We start from the raw sequence: 16435 nt of genomic DNA, 5'->3' as shown, positions 1-16435 counted from the left end.
GGGGATGAGGTTGGCTGTGTTCATTCTGCACCAGCATCGAGCATCGACCAAGCTGCAACAGCACGCGTCCGTCTCTGACTGGACGTCGCGGGCGGAAAACCTTTAGAGTATTGGGATGGATGCGACCTTTTTGAACGGCGATACGCATGATCGATCAACGCTCCAAGCTTGACGGCCTGCCGGCACGAGACGATGCCGCTGCACTCGCGAGCGCGGGTGGGGACGCAGATCTTGCTCGCGAGTTGCTGGAGGTCTTGTTGGCGGGGTTGCACGAAGAGATCGAGGAGCTTCGTGCCTGCGTTGCGGAGGCGGATTGGAGCAAGCTGGCAGAGCACGCGCATCAGGTGCGTGGGGCAACCCGATATTGCGGCGTCCCTGCGTTGGACGAAGCGATCGAAGCATTGGAGCGCACGGCACGGCGGGGCGATCCGGTGCTTGTATCGGACGATTTCGCCGCTGTCGAGTCGCAGGCGAGCCGACTCCTCGAAGCCTTACGTGGTTGACAGCCCCCTCAGGCCGGATGCCTGCCGAGGACGGAGCCGCGATCCGATCACGGAACAACGCCGTTCGGGAACATTCCGACGCTTTTTGACGATCTCCATTGCCGTATCGAACCGTCACGGTCACCAACGCAACCCATCAGGCGCGAGCTCGACGGACTTGCGGCAAGCCATTGCGTTTCAAAGCCGTCGCGCAACGTTAAAAAACAGTGCATAAACTAGGTGCGTTGATGTGCAGCGTCTCGAATTTGCGTTTTGGTGCAAAGTTTGCTCTCACAGCTGCATCCTTTCGATCAAGTCGATAGTCGCCCGATCCGAGGCCGATCATGTTTCCCGAAGAACTCGCTGCGAGGTTGCTGAAAAGTGTGACTGAGGTCGATCTGAGCGCGAAAGAGCAAGGGATTTCGAAGGACGCCGACCTGGGCCGGAGGACCCGAGAACTCTCCGATCAAGCTCTGGCGGTAGCAGAAAGTCTCAGGGCATCCACGATCTCCGCATCTGTCTTGACCGGAGTCGTCCGTGCTGTCGATGCGGTGATCGTTGCATCGCTCGGCGCGCTGACCTTGGTGTCGGCGGCCGGTGCTTTCACCGTGCATCCTATTGCGGTTCTGGCGATCCTCGCAGGCGTCGTTCTGGTCACGCTGGTGTTTCAGGCGGCGGACTGCTATCAAGTCTCCATCATGCGTACGCTGCTGCCGCAGCTGACGCGTATCACGATCGGCCTCTCTCTGATCTTCGGAGCCTTCTTTGGGGTTCCGCTCCTGTTCGATTACACGCCAGCACTCCCTCCGGATTGGCTCGGACTCTGGTTCGGCATGACACTCTTGGCGCTACTCGGCATGCGCCTCGGTCTCGCCTTTCTGCTGCGTCACTGGACCAGAGCCGGCCGTCTGGAGCATCGTGCGGTCATCGTGGGCGGAGGCGAGGCGGCTGCCGATCTAATTCGCGACATCCAGAAGCAGCCGATCCACGCGACACGTATCTGCGGAATCTTCGACGACCGCAAGAACGACCGATCGCCGGCCATCGTCGCGGGATACCCGAAACTCGGCAGCGTCTCCGATTTGGTCGAGTTTGCCCGCATCGCCCATGTCGACATGCTGATCGTGACGATCCCGATCAATGCGGAGCAGCGGCTGCTCGAATTTCTGAAGCAACTCTGGGTACTGCCGGTCGATATCCGTCTCTCGGCACATACCTCCAGTTTGGATTTTCGCGATCGTGCCTCCTCCTTTATCGGGGGTGTACCCTTTGTCGACGTGGTGGACAAGCCGGTCGCGGACTGGGATGCGATCGTCAAGCGGACCCTGGATCTGGTCGTCGCCATCGCCGCCTTGATCCTCTTGTCACCCATCATGCTTGCGACTGCGCTCGCGATCCGGATGGATAGTCCCGGCCCCATTCTCTTTCGGCAGAAGCGCTACGGGTTCAATAATGAAGTGATCGACGTCTTCAAATTCCGGTCGATGTATCACCACCTCTCCGATCCACACGCAAAGCGCGTGGTCTCCAAGGGCGATTCACGGATCACACGGGTAGGTCGTTTCATCCGAAAGGCATCGATCGACGAGCTCCCCCAGCTTTTCAACGTCTTGAGTGGGGAGTTGTCGCTCGTCGGTCCCCGCCCCCATGCAGTGAACGCACACACCGACGAACGTCTCTGGGAGCAGGTCGTGGAAGGCTATTTCGCCCGCCACAAGGTCAAACCGGGCATCACCGGATGGGCGCAGATCAACGGCTGGCGCGGCGAGGTCGACACGCCCGAAAAGATTCATAAGCGGGTCGAGTACGATATCTACTACATCGAGAACTGGTCGATCCTATTCGATATCTACATCATGGCCAAGACGCCTTTAGCGCTCTTCAACACCGAAAACGCTTATTGACCTTGCACCGGGGCTCTACCGGAAACCCAGGGCACGAGACTGAGGTGCGGATTTTCGGGAGCCGATACCGGGACTGGCTCGGGTCACACCCAGCTCAGCCAATCTCTGCCATCATCGCCCCCACCTTCAGAGCCGACGCGCCTCGGCGGTATCCACTGTCTGGAGTGTTTTGGCCAATCCCGCCACTGCTGCACCGATATTGCTGAGCTCCGCCGGCAAGATCAGGGTGGTCCCGGACTGGGCGATGCGTCCGAACTCGCGTACGTACTGCTCGGCGATGCGCAGACTCACGGCATCCTTCCCGCCGGGCTTCTCGATCGCGGCGGCGATCCGTTCGATCCCGATCGCGGTCGCCTCGGCGAGCATCTGAATCTCACGCGCCTTGCCCTCGGCCTCGTTGATCTGCTTCTCCTTTTCGGCTTCCGAGAGATTGATGACCTGGATCTTCTGGCCCTCGGAGATATTGATCTTCTCTTGACGCTCGCCTTCCGAGCGGGCCACCACCGCCCGGCGCTCGCGCTCGGCACGCATCTGCTGCTCAAGTGCGTCGGTAATGGTGCCCGGCATCACGATGTCCGCGATCTCGTAGCGCATGACCTTCACGCCCCAGGGCTGCGCGGCCTCGTCGAGGGCGCTGACGACCTCTACGTTCAACCTGCTGCGTTCCTCGAAGGTTCGGTCCAGCTCGATCTGACCGATGATGGAGCGCAGCGTTGTCTGCGCCAGGCTCATGGATGCGAATCGATAGTCCGTGATGCCGTAGCTCGCCGACTGGGGGTCGATCACCTGAAGGTAGAGGACCCCGTCCACGCTTACGGCGATGTTGTCCTTGGTGATGCACTGCTGCTTGGGGACATCGAGCGCCTCCTCCTTCAGGGTGTGCCGGTAGGCGACCCGATCGACGAAGGGGATCAGGATATGGAATCCAGCATCCAGGGTGCGCGAATAGCGCCCCAAACGCTCGATGATATAAGCCGAGCGCTGGGGGACGATCTGTGCCGTCTTGGCCAACGCGATCACGATCACCGCCACCGCGACGAGCGAGATCAGGGTGCTGATGCTGAAGTACATGTCGTCCATCGTGCCGTTTCTCCTCTAAACCGCAAGCCGCGCTCGCGGATACTGCGAAGCGTCTGTCGGCGCTATTTCGACGAGACAGGAAGACCGACCTCGCCGTAACGACGCGCCTCACTCCTAGACTCAGGGCTCGGTCGTGCTCGGAGGCTTTGCGCTGACGTGCAGGACAAGTCCTCGCCGGCCGGTGAGCCAGACCGGGTCGCCCGCACGGATAGGATCCACCGACTCGGCATTCCATCGAACACCATTGAGGGTCACGAGACCCGCGCCCTGCGCGAAATCGGTCTGCGCCCGTGCTTGCGTGCCGTCGGGCAGCACCTCGCTGCCGCTCCCGCCGGTCTCCACCTGCCCCCGGAACCAGGGCTTGAGGCGATGACGCGCGAGCAACAAAAGCCCGGCGCCCAGCACACCGAAGAGCAGGATCTGAGCGGGCGGAGCGATCGGGACATCAAGAAACAGCAGCAGTCCGACCAGCAGTGCTGCGATACCGAAGAACACGGCAATCACGCCGGGCAGCGCGAGCTCGGACAAGATCAGCAGGACACCGACCAGGATCCAAAGGGAGGCGGGGGTAAAGGTCCAGTCGATCATGGGTAAGGCTCGGGCCGTTTGCTCCATCCGTTATACCGAGCGAACTCTACCATCCGAACGAGCGATTGGCATACGTCGATTCCTCCCGATCGCAGATCAATCGAGATCCGGTGTGTGGCCTGTCGCGATGAAGACGACACGCTCGGCGAGATTGGTTGCCCGATCCGCAACCCGCTCGTAGTTGTGGGCGATCGACAGGAGCGAAACGCCGACTCGCGCGTCCTCCGGGTTGGTTCGAATCCAGGCGAGGATCTCTTCGATCAGAACCCGTTCCGCGCTGTCGATCGCAGCGTCGCGCGCGGCGGCGGCGCGTGCCATCGCCTCATCGGCGTCAAGAGCATAGGCGTTCATCGCCGCGACGAACATCGCAGTCGCCGCGTCGCCGAGATCCACACATAGCTCCACCGGCCCCCTGGGAAGCGAGCGAGGCTCGCAGCGCACCAGAATACGCGCGATGTCGGCGGCATAATCGGCGATCCGCTCCATCTCCGAGATCATCTCCAAAGATGCGCCGATCAAGCGTAGATCCGATCCTGCCGGTCGGTAGGCCGCCAACACGACGAGCGCCTGCTGCTCGAGTACACGGCGCTCGTGATTAATCTCGGCATCCCCGGAAACAATCCTGCGTGCCAAATCGAGGTCATGTCGACGCAGGACGTCGAGCGAGCGCTGCAGGGCCTCTCGGACCTGCTCGCCGAGGGCGAGGATGCCCGCCTTCAAAGCCTCGCGTTTCTTGTCCAACAACAGGTTGAAATTCGACATGGTCACTTCTCCGTCAGGGTTCGATCGGGTCGGGACTGCACTGGCGCTCCTCGAATCTAACCGGAAAATCTGACGATTTCGTGACCGGTAACTTCTCAAAATGTAGTGGCAACAGTTCCAGTAAGCTACGACAATAAGCTACCGTACAGCACGCAATTCGACTCCTGACATCATCACCTGTCGAGCATGACCGACCCGAATCCACTGCCGGTGATTGGCGAAGCAGAGCGTACGCCGCTGGTCGAGTCGTTGCTGGGGCGGATCGAGCAGCTGCTTGACGAACAGCGCCGGCAGGCCGAGCTCATCGGGCAGTTGCGCGACGAGGTCGCGGACTTCATCGTTCAGGAACTGCGCTTCACCCCGCACAACACCCGCTGTCGTCTGGACGTGTGGCAGACCCCGGGCAGTTCGCGATCCTGCTGCGTGCCCTGTGTCGGGTACACGCCGAACGGCTGGTGCACAAGCTCATCCCCCTCAACGACCACCAGCGTGCCGACCAGGCGCGGGTGCCCGGCGAGATTTGGGCTCTCTTTGCCGACCTCAAAGCCTATCTCCGCAACCCCGATCCGGCCCTGCGCCCCACGCTGGAGGCGCGCTTCGATGCGATCTTCACCCAGCGCACCGCCGATACCACCCTCGACCGCACCCTCAAGCGCGAGCGGGCGCTGGCCGCTTCGGCGACGCCATGAGTTTTTGAGAAGTTACCGGGCTCGGCAGTAACCTGCTGATCGAGAAAGAACTCACAGTAGGAGGCCAAGACCCCCCGGCATTATTCGCCACCCCGGATTGTGCCGCAGGGTATGCGGTGTGATTTGGAGCAAGCCGAGCACATCGCGGCAGCCGAAGCACGGCTGTCGGCGAACGATTGCTCGAACACCTGCGTGGCAACGACCAATCGGCCACCTCGGGTCGCGGCTGAGCTGTCTGGTCCGAAGCGGTGCTTGATCGTCTCGGCGATTTCCAGCCGATCGCCGAGCGCAAAGCGGGCATGAAACAGGGTGGCCTGGGCGTCGGGATGGTTGGCGTTCCAGGTCTGCCAGGCGGCCATCGCATCCGCCACGGTGTTGCCCACCCAGACCGCGCAACCGCCGCCCTGGATGGTCGCTTCCAATCGTTGAAAGACGGCGGCTTCATCCGTTAGCGGATCGATCGACCGCATTGTCGGAGCGCGCCGGGAACGCCCAATCCTCCGGAAGAAATAGCCGACGCATCTCAAGGGCAAACTGTTCCGCGTCATGCCGCACGGGATCAGCGGGAAAATGGTGCAAGACGCTTGCTTTGAGGCCGTCATTCCCCGAATTTACCGATGTCATGGATGGCGAGGAGAAACGTGAGGCACTGCGACAGGACGCCGGGGTCGATGCCGGACAGGACGGCCATTTTTTCCAGCCAAGCCGGCTGATGCCGCAGAAGCACTTGTCCGCAGGCGGCCACGTCCAGACAGTGGTAGACCAGGGGATGCCACTTCGGCTCTCCGTCGAAATGCCGGTCCGCTTTCCCCCAATACCGAAAATAGGTGTCTGAGGATTCCATCGGCAGCACTCCCTACTGTTACGCCGGGTCAGATTACCCCTGCACAGGCTCATTTCGTGAGCCTGCCGCGTCAATTGTCCTTTTTTCCGGAACGGTAGTAGGTCTCGGGCAGGGGCGGCGTACGACCCATGTGGGTCGATGTTGTCGAAAGGCCCCGTGCGGTCGGTCGATGGTACCTGACGAAGCCGAGATGGCACATGCAGTTCCGGCTCGGATCTTATCGAAGGCGCCTGACTCAACCGGTGCATCGCGATGACGGGGGATCCGGCGTGCGTCGCCCGGTGGGTCCCCGATGCGGGACAGGTCGATCAATGGATCTGTATCCGCGCCGATCTCTTCAGCTGAAGGTTTCAATCTCCTGCTCCAATTCGCCGCGGCCCGGACGGGCGACGGGGAGCTTCAGGCAGCTCAGGAGCTCCATAAACTCGGCCACATCCATCCCTGCGAGTCGTGCTGCTTGTCCGAGGGAGATCGTTTCCTCGTCGAACAGGCGCGTCGCAAGTCTTATCGCCAGTCCGCCACAAAGGAGCGACTCATCGAAAGGGACCGCAATGAAGATCGGCTCTCCGTGCTTGGTCACGACGAACAGACGCCCGGATTTGGCTTCGCGGACTAGATTATCGGCATGCTCCCGCAGATCGCGGATCGATAAAATTCTCAAGGATGAGTGCCTCCGGGTATGCTCCGAACATTGATGAAGGGCTAGACGCGGCAGGGCACCATATTCCAGCAGCCCTGCCGAATGGAACGCTATGGCCTCACGAATCTCGGCCTGCAGCCCGGAATATCGGATGGGCGCATCGGGGCAGACGGAAGGGTATGCGCCACGTGCCGGCGTTGTCCGCAAGGCGCTCGCACAGTACGAGGTGTTGGCGCCAATCTGCAGACGTTCCGGGATGCACATGCCCGGCAGACCTGTAGGGGCGAATGAATTCGCCCCTTGGCAGGGAGATCCTTTCCCGGAGAACACCTTAGTCGTCATCGTTCTGCTGCTCCTCGTCCTTGGTCAATGAGCCGATCAATCTGGCGTCTTCATGGTTGAGGCTCACCGCGTTGCGGTCAGCAGTCCCTGAAATATCTCGAAATGTTCCGTTTCTCTCGGGCGAGCGATCTCTCGATCGATGCAGGAACTCCTCCAGCATCTTCTCGTCGACGGGCTCGCCCTCGAATGCCATGCTCCGCGCCACCTTGCGCGGGATTTGGCTCAGCCGAATCCGACGTTGTTCCTCTGCGGTCAGCTTGTGCCACGCGGCAACAATCGCTTTCCAATGGTTCGATGCCACTGGATTCCTCCATCAAATGGTCCGGGAGAACGCATGCACCCTCTGGGCGCCGACGCACCCCGGCTCAACCGGTGCATCCTGATGACAGGGCGATCCGACGTGCGTCGCTCGTTGGGTCGCCGATGTCGGATATGGCGATGAAGCGCTGGGCAAATCCGCTCATGTCGGCCGCCTCTTGGGCGTTCCGTTTTGTGTATAGAATGCGTTCATTCTCATCCAGTGCGACGTAGATGTCGATAAGGAACGAGTCAGAAATAAGGTAAACAACGAGTAGAGTCGTTTGTCGTTGTCGTAGAAACGATGCAATTCGGCGTGCGAGAGCACCCAGGGCGCTACGATAACCCCGACAACGACAACGACAACGACAACGACGCGACAAGCATTCCCTAATGGACTCGTTTAACTTATGAGTGAACCTTTCCTAAAATCCAATTGGAGAGAGAAGCGCTTAGGCTCCGTCTCTTCCTCGAACACGAACAGTAGGGCGTTGCCCCGAACCGCGTAGACTTGAGCGCGTGATCCTTCACCCGTCACGGGAGGCATCGATGCTCGGAGAGTTGCTGGAGCCGCTGAGAGGCGAGGGGGTCTGTCTGAGGCCGTTCGTCCCTGCCGACGCAGAGGAATTCGCCTGCGCTGCGCGCGAATCCGCAAGCTCGGTCGGGCGCTGGATGTCCTGGTGCCACGAGGGTTTCTGTGTCGGCGAGGCGCATTCCTGGTTCGCGATCTGCGCAGCGGAGCTCGCGGCCTGCTCGGCGGTGGAGCTGGGGATCTTCGCGGTGGATGGCGGCGAGGTGCTCGGGGGCATCGGTCTGAATCATTTCATCGTCGAGCACAACCTCTGCAACCTGGGGTATTGGGTGCGCGCGTCGCGGCAGCGGGAAGGGATCGCGACACGCGCGGTGCGCACGATGGCGAGGTTCGGCTTTGCGGATCTGGGGTTGATGCGGATCGAGATCGTCGTTGCCGAGGGGAATGTGTCGAGTGTCGGCGTTGCGCGCAAGGCGGGTGCGCATTACGAGGGGTTGGCACGCAACCGGCTGGTCGTCGGCGGGGTCTCGGTTCCGGCCTGGATGTTTTCGATGGTGCCGGATTCTGTCGGTTGCTCGCAATGACCGACGGGGTCCGCTGCGCGTCGGTTGTGGTGTTGACGCTCTGGTTGGCCGCCTCGGCGCTGTCGGCGGGGGCAGCTCAGGATGTCGTTTCGATCCGTTCGGGCGATCGTCTCTGGGGGATCGCGGACCGGATCGCGGCCGAGGCGGGGTTCAGTCGCGATCAAGTGATGATCGCCCTGCTGGAGTCGAACCCGGACGCCTTCTCGCCCGCGTGCAATGTCAACGGGGTCCTGCGTGTCGGAGCAGTGCTGCGGGTGCCGTCTGCGGAGCGCATGGGTGCGCTGGATGCGGCGGCGGCCCGACGGAGCATCGAGCGTCAGGCGCGCGAGTGGGCGGAGCATCGCCGCAGCGGACGGGCGTTGGTGTGTTCGGCGGTTGTCGAGCAGCCTGTGCCGGAGTCGTCGTCGCCCGCGCCCGTGGATGGTCCTGGACAGCCGGACGTGGCGACACCGAGGGATGTGATCGACGAGCCGGATCGGTCGCCTTCGCACTCACCGACAGGATCCGATCGCTCTCCCGCGGTTCCGCAACCGACACAGGCGCCGGAACAAGTGCCTGCGACGGCGACGATAAACCCGATGCACGCGATCGAGCCCCGCCGAACCGGCGACGACACCTGCCCCTGCCCGTCGGATCCTGTCGGAGCCGAGCCGCCGGATCAGGCTGGATCGGCGCGATTGCCGCTTGCCGAGTCCACCCGCGTCGTCGGCGGTGAGCCGCCGCCGCACTTGCCGGAGGGGCCGCTGGCGTCGTTTTGGGTTCTGATTCCGCTGGTGCTGGGGTTGCTGGCGATGTCGCTGGTCCGACGCAGGCCGCGCGTTGCTGCGCCGCTGCTCGATCGATCCGGCATGGCGGCCGTCGCGGGCGCCGGCCTGCCCGGCGACGCAGCGGCCTTGCCGCCACGCCGTCTGCCTTTCCTGCTCGCCTTGAAGGACGGCGATCTCGTCTTTCTGCTGCTGGCGGCGCTGGCCGGACTCCTCGGTGCGCTGGTCACGGTCGTGTTTCGCGAGGGGATCCATGGTTTGGAATGGCTGCTGGTCGGCCACAGCGGCAGCCTGGTCGAGATGGCGCTCGGTTTGCCGCCATGGCAGCGTCTGCTGCTGCCGGCGATCGGCGGTTTGGTCGCCGGCTTGATCCTGGAGCAGATCGGCGGGCGACTGCGCGGGCGGACGACGACCGATTATATGGAGGCGGTTGCGGTCGGCGACGGCTGGATCAGTGTCCGACAGAGTCTGGTGAAGTCGGCCTCGTCGCTGGTGACGGTAGCCTCGGGTGGCTCCATCGGGCGCGAGGGTGCGATGGTGCAGCTCTCCGCCATGGTCGCCTCGACCATCGGGCGGGTCGCACGCTTTCCGCGTGATCGCATGCGTCTGCTGGTGGCGGCCGGGGCGGCGGCGGGTCTGGCCGCGGCCTACAACGCACCGATCGCGGCGACCCTGTTCGTCGCGGAGATCGTGCTGGGCTCCATCGCGATCCAGCACATCGGCCCGCTGATCGTCGCCGCGGTCATCGCGAGCGTCACCGTCCACGACATCATGGGGTACGCGCCCATCTACGAGATCCCGGCCTTCAGTCTGGTGAGCGACTGGGAGCTCGGTCTCTATGTGCTGCTGGGGATCGTCGCGGGCCATATGGCGCCGATTTTTCTGGGTCTGTTGGGGCATTCCCATCGGGCCTTCGCCAGGTTGCCGATGCCGCTCTCCGGGCGAATGGCGCTCGGCGGGCTCGTCGTCGGGGCCATCTCGATGTACGAGCCCGCGGTCTGGGGCAATGGTTACAGCGTCGTGAACACGGTGCTGCACGAGCCCTGGGTCTGGCAGGCGCTGCTGACCGTGATGGTGCTGAAGATGATCGCGACCGCGGCGACGCATGGCTCGGGCGCCGTCGGCGGGGCATTCACGCCGACGCTCTTCGTCGGTGCGCTGCTCGGCGTGCTCTTCGGTACCGCGGTCCACGCGGTCCTGCCGGTCGGCACTGGACCGTCGAGTGCCTACGCGGTGGTCGGCATGGGGGCGATGCTCGCGGCGACGACGCATGCCCCGTTGATGTCGATCCTGATGGTCTTCGAGATGACGATGGATTACGAGATCGTTCTGCCGTTGATGCTCGCCGTGGTCACGGCCCATTACACCGTGCGGCGGTATGTGGATGTGGCCCCGATGTATGCCGAGTCGCTGCTGCCGCGCGAGGCGGATGCGCGTGGAGGATGAATGGCCCCGCCGATTGGGGGCGGTTTCAGCCGGGGCTCTCGGCGCGGAGCGCCAATCGATGCGTGACACCGCCGGAGCGGCGTCACGAGTATTCTCCAGCGAATTGAATGAAGACGATGTCCGGAAAATCCCACACCCGTAGGTTGTGCTGACGATAGGAAGCACAACTTGCGCCGACGGTTGGTTGTGCCTCGCACGGCTCGGCACAACCTGCGGTGCTCACAGCATGAAGCGCTCCGATGCCCAACTTGGCATCCGGTTTCCGGACCTTGCCTAAATCGCCTAAACCGCGTCGACTCCGAGGTTCGTTGGTTGGCCCGAGACCGATTCGAGCCGCAAACCCTACCTATAGAAGCCGGACGCGGTTTAGTCAGGTCACCACCAAGGCCCCCAGCCGCCCCAAGAGTCCCAATCCATCGAGGCCATCTCGTTCTCCTCGGCGATCTCCTGTTGGATACCGATCGCCCGATAGCGGTCATACGCCGCCTCGGTGCCGACATAGAGGCACTGGCAGTCGGTCGCGTCGGCCCAGAGGAAGCGCAGGGCGCCGTCCGGGCCCGTCGTGCGGGTGAGCTTGCGTTGGGGCAGCGCCGTGACCTTGGCCATCTGATCCGGTGTCTTGGCTAACTGCATCTGGAAGCCGGCGGCGGCCAGCGTTCGCTCCGTGCTCTGGGTCTCCGATTGCTGGATCGCGGCGCAGCCGCCCATGGTCAAGAGTGCGGAGATCGCCAAAGCTCCGCCTGTATTGATCATGCTGGTTCTTCCGAAACCGAGTTTGTCTGCGTTCATTCTCGGACCAATGCTCCTTGTCGATGAAAGGGTGTTTCCTCGCCGGAGACGAAACCGGCTTGGCAGCCGGCGGGGAATACGCGAGCCGTTGTTCGCAAAAGAGGTCAACAACGGTGCCCTTCGGGCCGCCGAGGGTGCTGTCGGGAAGGGTCTCGGCGGCCAAACGACGCTAGTCCCCGAGGTCGCTTCTTGTCAATCGCGGGAAAGACCGGGCGATTTGATGAGGTGCAGTTTCGGCTTGCTGTCGGTGAGGCTGATCGAGACGCTGAACGGCTGAATCACGGCGGAGAGCTCGCCGTTGAGCAGCGATTCCTGCATCTTCAGGTCGGCGAAGAGGACGAGCGGGCCGGCGCTGAGCCGCGCATTCCAGAGATGGATACTCTCCTCGCGCAGCCGCACCCTGGCCGTGCCTTTGACGTCGGGCACGGTGAGCAGACGTCCGAGCCAGTCGCGCTCGCGGGCTTGGGCGACGAAGATTCGGGCCAGCAGGCCGGTGTCGCGCATGCCGAGTGCCAGCCGGGATTCGAGCCCGAGCGGCTCGGTCCAGACCAAGCGGGCCTCGTCGAGCCGCAGCTCTGCCCACCAATCGGCGGTCTCGCTGCCGTCGGGCTCGGTCAGCGTCATCCCGTCGAGCCGGATGCGCGAGCCGGAGGCATCGAAGGTCATGGACGCGATGTCGCCCTCGCGTAGCCGGGCCTCCAGCACGAGGTTGCCGCCGAGCTCTTGCATGTCCATGCGCAGGCGCGTGTCGCGGCTCTGCAGGTTGATCTCGCCGTCGGCTTTTTGACCGTCGAGATTGAAGAGCATGCTCAGGTCCGCGCTGCCGGAGAGCAGCGCGAGGCCGGCGTCTTTCGGAAGCATCGATCCGCCCTTCGCCGCGGACCCGCACGCCGTGCTCGCGCGGCAGAAAGTTGTCCAGAAAGCCGAGTTGGGTGACGCGTCCGTCGAGCGCGATCCGGCCTTGCAAGGCCCGGTTGGGCTTGTTCGCCGCATCCAGCCAGTCGGTGAAGCGGGCTTCCTTGATGTCCAGAATGGTGCGCAGTCGCTCCTTGCGGGCATCCCCGGTGGCGTGCAGCTCGACGCGGGAGCCGGAGAGGTCGAGTGCGCTGCTGTCCAGGCGCAGGTTCTTCAGTTCAAGGTCGAGGCGCAGGCCGCCCTCGACCGTGGTCTCGAAAAGCTCGCCGCCGATGCCCTCGCCCGTGAGCTGCAGCCTGCCGCTGGTCTGCTGCGCGTCGAGTCGGACCAAGCCCTCGCTCAGGGCGCTGCCGCCGCGAAATCGAAAGGGCGCCTGTTCCGGAAGATAGCGGTCGAGTACGCCGACATCCGGCATCCGGGCGCCGTCCCAGCGCAAGGTCACGCGGGCGGAATCGGTCGAGAGGTCGGCCAAGGCTTGTCCGGACGGCGCGGGTGTTTCGATCTCCAATGCGATGCGCGCCGAATCGAGCAGAGGTCGGGGCTCGTCGCGGTGCCGGAGGCTGGCTTCGGTAAAGCGGGTCTCCAGCGTCAGCCTCTCGCCCGCGTCCCCGTCCAGCCACCGGGCATCGAGTGCGCCGGCGCCGCCGATCTCGAAGTCCAGAAGACGGGCGCTCAGCGCACCGGCCTCGACCGTCAGACGGCTGCCGCTCGCCGGTTGACTGTCGATGATGTTCAGCTCGGTGAGCAGGGTGCCGCTGCCGTCGAGTCGGATGCCGCGGCCCCCCAGCGTTTGGCCCAGAAAGGCGTCGAAAAAGCCGAGGTGATTGATCTCGCCCGAGAGTCGGAGCCGCCCATCGACGGGGAGCGGATCCGGGAGGCGATCCATGGCCCGCAACTCGGCGACGGGGCGTGTGAGCCTGAATCTGGCCTCGTCGAGGCTGAATCGGGTGATCAAGGGGGCCGACTCCTGCGGTTGCGCGCCGGCGATCGCCTCCAGGTACAGCCGAGTGCCCGAGAGATCCAGTGTCTGATCGGTCGGGTTCAGACCGTTGATGCGCAGGTCGAGATCGAGCTTGCCCGCGACGTCGGTCTCCAGCAGGGTGAGTCGGACGTCGTCGCCATGCAGGTCGAGCGCGCCTTGCAGCCGGTCGTCCTCCCAGGTGAGGACGGCATCGAGTCCGGCCAGCCCGCCGCGCTCGGCCACCGGGCTGCCCGGCGGGAGATAGCGCGAGAAGACGGCGATATCCGGCACGACGGCCGAGGTCCACGTCAGCCTGGTCTGCTCGGGCAGGTCCGGGGGTTGGAGGAGGTCGGCCCCGGCGATGCGAGACTCCAGGCGAAACGCTCGGCTGTCGAGGAATCGCGTGTCCTCGCCTTGGTCGCGCATCTCTACGTCGGCGAGGTTGATGCCGAGGATCGTCTCGGTTTGGCCCGCCGTGGTCGACACCACCTGAAGCTCGACGCGACCGGCGCCGGCGAGTCGGTAGAGGTTGGGGTCGCCGATCCGGCTTGATGCACCATCGGAATCCGCCCCCGAGTGTGCGCCGGGATTGAGGGTCACGCCGAGCGCGGGCGAGTCGAGCCGCAGCCGGCTACCGGATTCCAAGTGGCCCCGATCGATCGACAGCGCGGCCGTGAGATCGCCATACCCGGACAGGCTCAACCAGGGGATGTCTTGTAGATAATCGTTGAAGAGGTCCCAGGCATCGGCCTTCGCCGAGAGGTTCCGATCGCCGGAGATGAAGCGCAGGATCTGCGCGCCCGGGTTGTCGGCGAGGGTGAGCGGCGTGAGCTGCAGGCGTGCACCGATCGCCAGATCACGCGACAAGACCTCGTCTTCGCGCAGTACGCGGGCCTTTTCCAGGTCGAAACGCAGGCTGTCGATGTCGATGTAATCGCGGCGTAACCCGGCACCTTCAATCGCCAGGTCGCCGTCGCCCTCCAGCCGGTAATCCCCGAAGCGCAGCGAGCGTATGCCCTCGGCATCGAGCCTCAGGACCCGAAGCTCTCGGTGCAGGAGCGCGGGCAGGTCCAGTTGCACGGCCGCTTGATGCAGGGCGAGGGCGACGGGCCAGTCCGGGTCGTCGCGCGCGATGCGCAAGTCCCGGAGCCGGACCTGTCCGCTCGGGCGAAGGCGTGCCGACTCCCAGGCGATGCTCAGGCCGATGTGCTCGGAAAGACGGTCCTGAAACCAACGGCTGTTCAGCAGGGGATGGACCGACAGCGCGAGTGCCGCGGTTAGTCCGAGGAGGATCGCCGAGACGAGGAGCGCCCGGCGTCTTGTCGGTCGGGGCGAGCCGACGCGGTGGTCCTTTGAATTCGACAATCGATCAGGGCTCAGGGAAGAAGGTCTCGTCGAGCACCTGCGAAAGCGAGAACGGGCAATCGGCAGAAAAGTGATCGGGCGGAAGACCGGTTTCCCGAACGGCGAGCGCGATGGCCTTCGGATAGGCCTTGTCGGCGGCGTCCGCGAGCATGCCGCGCAACGAAGGGCTGTCTTCGAGCTGCCCGGCGATCTGCAGACGTTGCTCGGCGATCGATCCGACCCATCCCGAGCTTCGCGCCTCGGGTTGATGCCGCCATTTCAGCAGGTGGGCCAGGAGAATGATGAGTCGGTTCGCGAGCTCGCGCTTGTCTCGTTTACCCATGCTCTCGAGCTCGTCGATCAGGACGTCGCGATCGATCTCCTCGAAGCGACCCTCGCGCACAAGGTCGGTGGTGTGCTCCAGCCATTGATAGAAATCCTTTTCGTAAAGTGGTGTCGACATCGGCGGGTCATCAGCAGATCGGGACAAGGCCCAAGTTTAAACCAGTCTCCGCGCTTGACGCGGCTCGATCGCAGCGCCTAGCCTTGAGCCAGCTCCAATGTCCGCCGATGGCCGAGGTCGAGACCTTGACGAAGCACGTGTCCTTTGTCCTCTGTACGCCGCAGCACTTCCGACACGAGGCCGGCCGATGAGCATCGTCGCCGTTGTCGGCAACAAAGGCGGCACCGGCAAGACCACCTTGTCCTTGAATCTGGCGGCGGGTCTGGCGCGGCGGGGATCAGTCGTCATCGTCGATGCCGATCCACAGCAGTCCGCCTATCAATGGCGTCTGATCGGGGATGAGAATGGCGCGCTGCCCGCCGTGGTGGCCGCAGCCTTCGGGCTCGAGAAAACGGTTCAGGCCCTGCGCGATGTCCACGACCATGTCGTCATCGACTGTCCTCCGTCCATCAAGGCACCGCAGACCGAGCACGCACTGCGCCTGGCCGACCATGCGTTGATCCCGCTCCAACCCTCGCCGATGGATCTTTGGGCGACGAGTCATCTCGCCCGCATCATCGAAAAGATTCGCCCCGAGAACCCGCGACTGCGCGCCTTGATCGTGATGAGCCAGATGGAGCCGCGCACGACCCTCTCGCGCCTGATGCCCGAGGCCGTCGCGGAGTTGGATCTGCCGGTCGCGCGAACCTCGTTGCAGCGCCGCTCCATCCATCGCCTCTGTGTGCTCGAGGGGCGCAGCGTCTTCCAAGCCGGCCGTCGCGGTGCTGCCGCGGCGGCCGAGATCAACGACCTGATCGCGGAGATCTTCGACCATGACAACGCCTCCCAAGAGCACGTCTAGCAGTACGCAGACGGAACGCCGATTAGTTGCCTCCATTCGCAAGGCCAAGAGCGGGGCGGATCAGCCGGGCGATGCCGAGCCGGCAGGCGCACAAGCGTCGGCGGGTGCGGCGGCAGCGGCCCCGGCGCAGCGTGCGATATCGACCGGGGCGGGCGCCGCCGCGCGGCC

17 protein-coding genes are annotated in these 16435 nt (G+C 63.8%); 6 read left to right on the top strand and 11 right to left on the bottom strand.

All coding sequences use genetic code 11. The features are described 5' to 3' along the window. Positions 1–146: 146 nt before the first annotated feature. Both AADX97_RS04095 and AADX97_RS04090 read left to right on the top strand, forming a co-directional pair. Complete coding sequence (locus AADX97_RS04095; protein WP_374232133.1) at positions 147–503, top strand: Hpt domain-containing protein; 357 nt, start codon at positions 147–149, stop codon at positions 501–503. A gap of 500 nt (positions 504–1003) precedes the next feature. Then, complete coding sequence (locus AADX97_RS04090) at positions 1004–2386, top strand: undecaprenyl-phosphate glucose phosphotransferase (RefSeq protein WP_374232132.1); 1383 nt, start codon at positions 1004–1006, stop codon at positions 2384–2386. 126 nt (positions 2387–2512) lie between these two features. On the opposite strand, the gene AADX97_RS04085 is transcribed toward AADX97_RS04090, so the two are convergent. The 4 genes from AADX97_RS04085 to AADX97_RS04070 all read right to left on the bottom strand — a co-directional run bounded on the left by AADX97_RS04085 (position 2513) and on the right by AADX97_RS04070 (position 5182). Beyond that, a complete protein-coding gene (locus tag AADX97_RS04085; RefSeq protein WP_374232131.1) occupies positions 2513–3466 on the bottom strand; it encodes an SPFH domain-containing protein in 954 nt (317 codons plus the stop codon). Positions 3467–3586: 120 nt separating this feature from the next. Beyond that, the gene (locus tag AADX97_RS04080) at positions 3587–4054 is read right to left on the bottom strand and encodes an NfeD family protein (RefSeq protein WP_374232130.1); all 468 of its coding nucleotides are present in this window, start codon (positions 4052–4054) and stop codon (positions 3587–3589) included. A gap of 96 nt (positions 4055–4150) precedes the next feature. Further along, entirely contained in the window at positions 4151–4816 is a 666-nt protein-coding gene (phoU, locus tag AADX97_RS04075) for a phosphate signaling complex protein PhoU (protein ID WP_374232129.1), read from the bottom strand. Between the two features lie 138 nt (positions 4817–4954). After that, entirely contained in the window at positions 4955–5182 is a 228-nt protein-coding gene (locus tag AADX97_RS04070) for a hypothetical protein (protein WP_374232128.1), read from the bottom strand. Positions 5183–5205: 23 nt separating this feature from the next. Between AADX97_RS04070 and AADX97_RS04065 the strand changes: the two genes are divergently transcribed. Next, positions 5206–5505 carry a hypothetical protein gene (locus tag AADX97_RS04065; protein ID WP_374232127.1) on the top strand — a complete coding sequence of 100 codons (300 nt, stop codon included), beginning with the start codon at positions 5206–5208 and terminating at the stop codon, positions 5503–5505. 80 nt (positions 5506–5585) lie between these two features. Here AADX97_RS04065 and AADX97_RS04060 read toward each other — a convergent pair whose 3' ends face one another. The 4 genes from AADX97_RS04060 to AADX97_RS04045 form a co-directional block, all read right to left on the bottom strand. Beyond that, positions 5586–5975, bottom strand: a complete 390-nt coding sequence (locus AADX97_RS04060) for a hypothetical protein (RefSeq protein ID WP_374232126.1) — start codon at positions 5973–5975, stop codon at positions 5586–5588. Between the two features lie 128 nt (positions 5976–6103). Continuing rightward, positions 6104–6349 carry an HD domain-containing protein gene (locus AADX97_RS04055; protein WP_374232125.1) on the bottom strand — a complete coding sequence of 82 codons (246 nt, stop codon included), beginning with the start codon at positions 6347–6349 and terminating at the stop codon, positions 6104–6106. Between the two features lie 337 nt (positions 6350–6686). Beyond that, on the bottom strand, positions 6687–7331 hold the full coding sequence (locus AADX97_RS04050) for a UPF0175 family protein (protein ID WP_374232124.1): 645 nt from the start codon (positions 7329–7331) through the stop codon (positions 6687–6689). Beyond that, positions 7321–7632: a hypothetical protein gene (locus tag AADX97_RS04045; protein WP_374232123.1), complete on the bottom strand. Its 312-nt coding sequence runs from the start codon at positions 7630–7632 to the stop codon at positions 7321–7323. Before AADX97_RS04045 ends, AADX97_RS04050 begins: the two co-directional genes overlap by 11 nt. Positions 7633–8177: 545 nt before the next feature. On the opposite strand from AADX97_RS04045, the gene AADX97_RS04040 reads away from it, so the two are divergent. Further along, complete coding sequence (locus tag AADX97_RS04040) at positions 8178–8744, top strand: GNAT family N-acetyltransferase (RefSeq protein ID WP_374232122.1); 567 nt, start codon at positions 8178–8180, stop codon at positions 8742–8744. Further along, a complete protein-coding gene (locus AADX97_RS04035; RefSeq protein WP_374232121.1) occupies positions 8741–10954 on the top strand; it encodes a ClcB-like voltage-gated chloride channel protein in 2214 nt (737 codons plus the stop codon). Before AADX97_RS04040 ends, AADX97_RS04035 begins: the two co-directional genes overlap by 4 nt. A 375-nt stretch (positions 10955–11329) precedes the next feature. Here the strand turns inward: AADX97_RS04035 and AADX97_RS04030 are convergent, their stop codons facing one another. The 3 genes from AADX97_RS04030 to AADX97_RS04020 all read right to left on the bottom strand — a co-directional run bounded on the left by AADX97_RS04030 (position 11330) and on the right by AADX97_RS04020 (position 15426). Beyond that, the gene (locus AADX97_RS04030; protein WP_374238601.1) at positions 11330–11707 is read right to left on the bottom strand and encodes a hypothetical protein; all 378 of its coding nucleotides are present in this window, start codon (positions 11705–11707) and stop codon (positions 11330–11332) included. A gap of 205 nt (positions 11708–11912) precedes the next feature. Continuing rightward, on the bottom strand, positions 11913–14984 hold the full coding sequence (locus AADX97_RS04025) for a hypothetical protein (protein WP_374232119.1): 3072 nt from the start codon (positions 14982–14984) through the stop codon (positions 11913–11915). 4 nt (positions 14985–14988) lie between these two features. Beyond that, complete coding sequence (locus AADX97_RS04020; RefSeq protein WP_374232118.1) at positions 14989–15426, bottom strand: DUF29 domain-containing protein; 438 nt, start codon at positions 15424–15426, stop codon at positions 14989–14991. 187 nt (positions 15427–15613) lie between these two features. Between AADX97_RS04020 and parA the strand changes: the two genes are divergently transcribed. Continuing rightward, complete coding sequence (gene parA / locus AADX97_RS04015) at positions 15614–16267, top strand: ParA family partition ATPase (protein ID WP_374232117.1); 654 nt, start codon at positions 15614–15616, stop codon at positions 16265–16267. Positions 16268–16435: the final 168 nt, after the last annotated feature.

The organism is Thiocapsa sp. C2-2m, assembly GCF_041903745.1.
In the GTDB taxonomy this organism is placed as follows: Bacteria; Pseudomonadota; Gammaproteobacteria; order Chromatiales; family Chromatiaceae; genus Thiocapsa; species Thiocapsa roseilacustris.
Note: the sequence above shows the minus strand (reverse complement) of the source record. Positions and strands in the feature narration are given on the sequence as shown.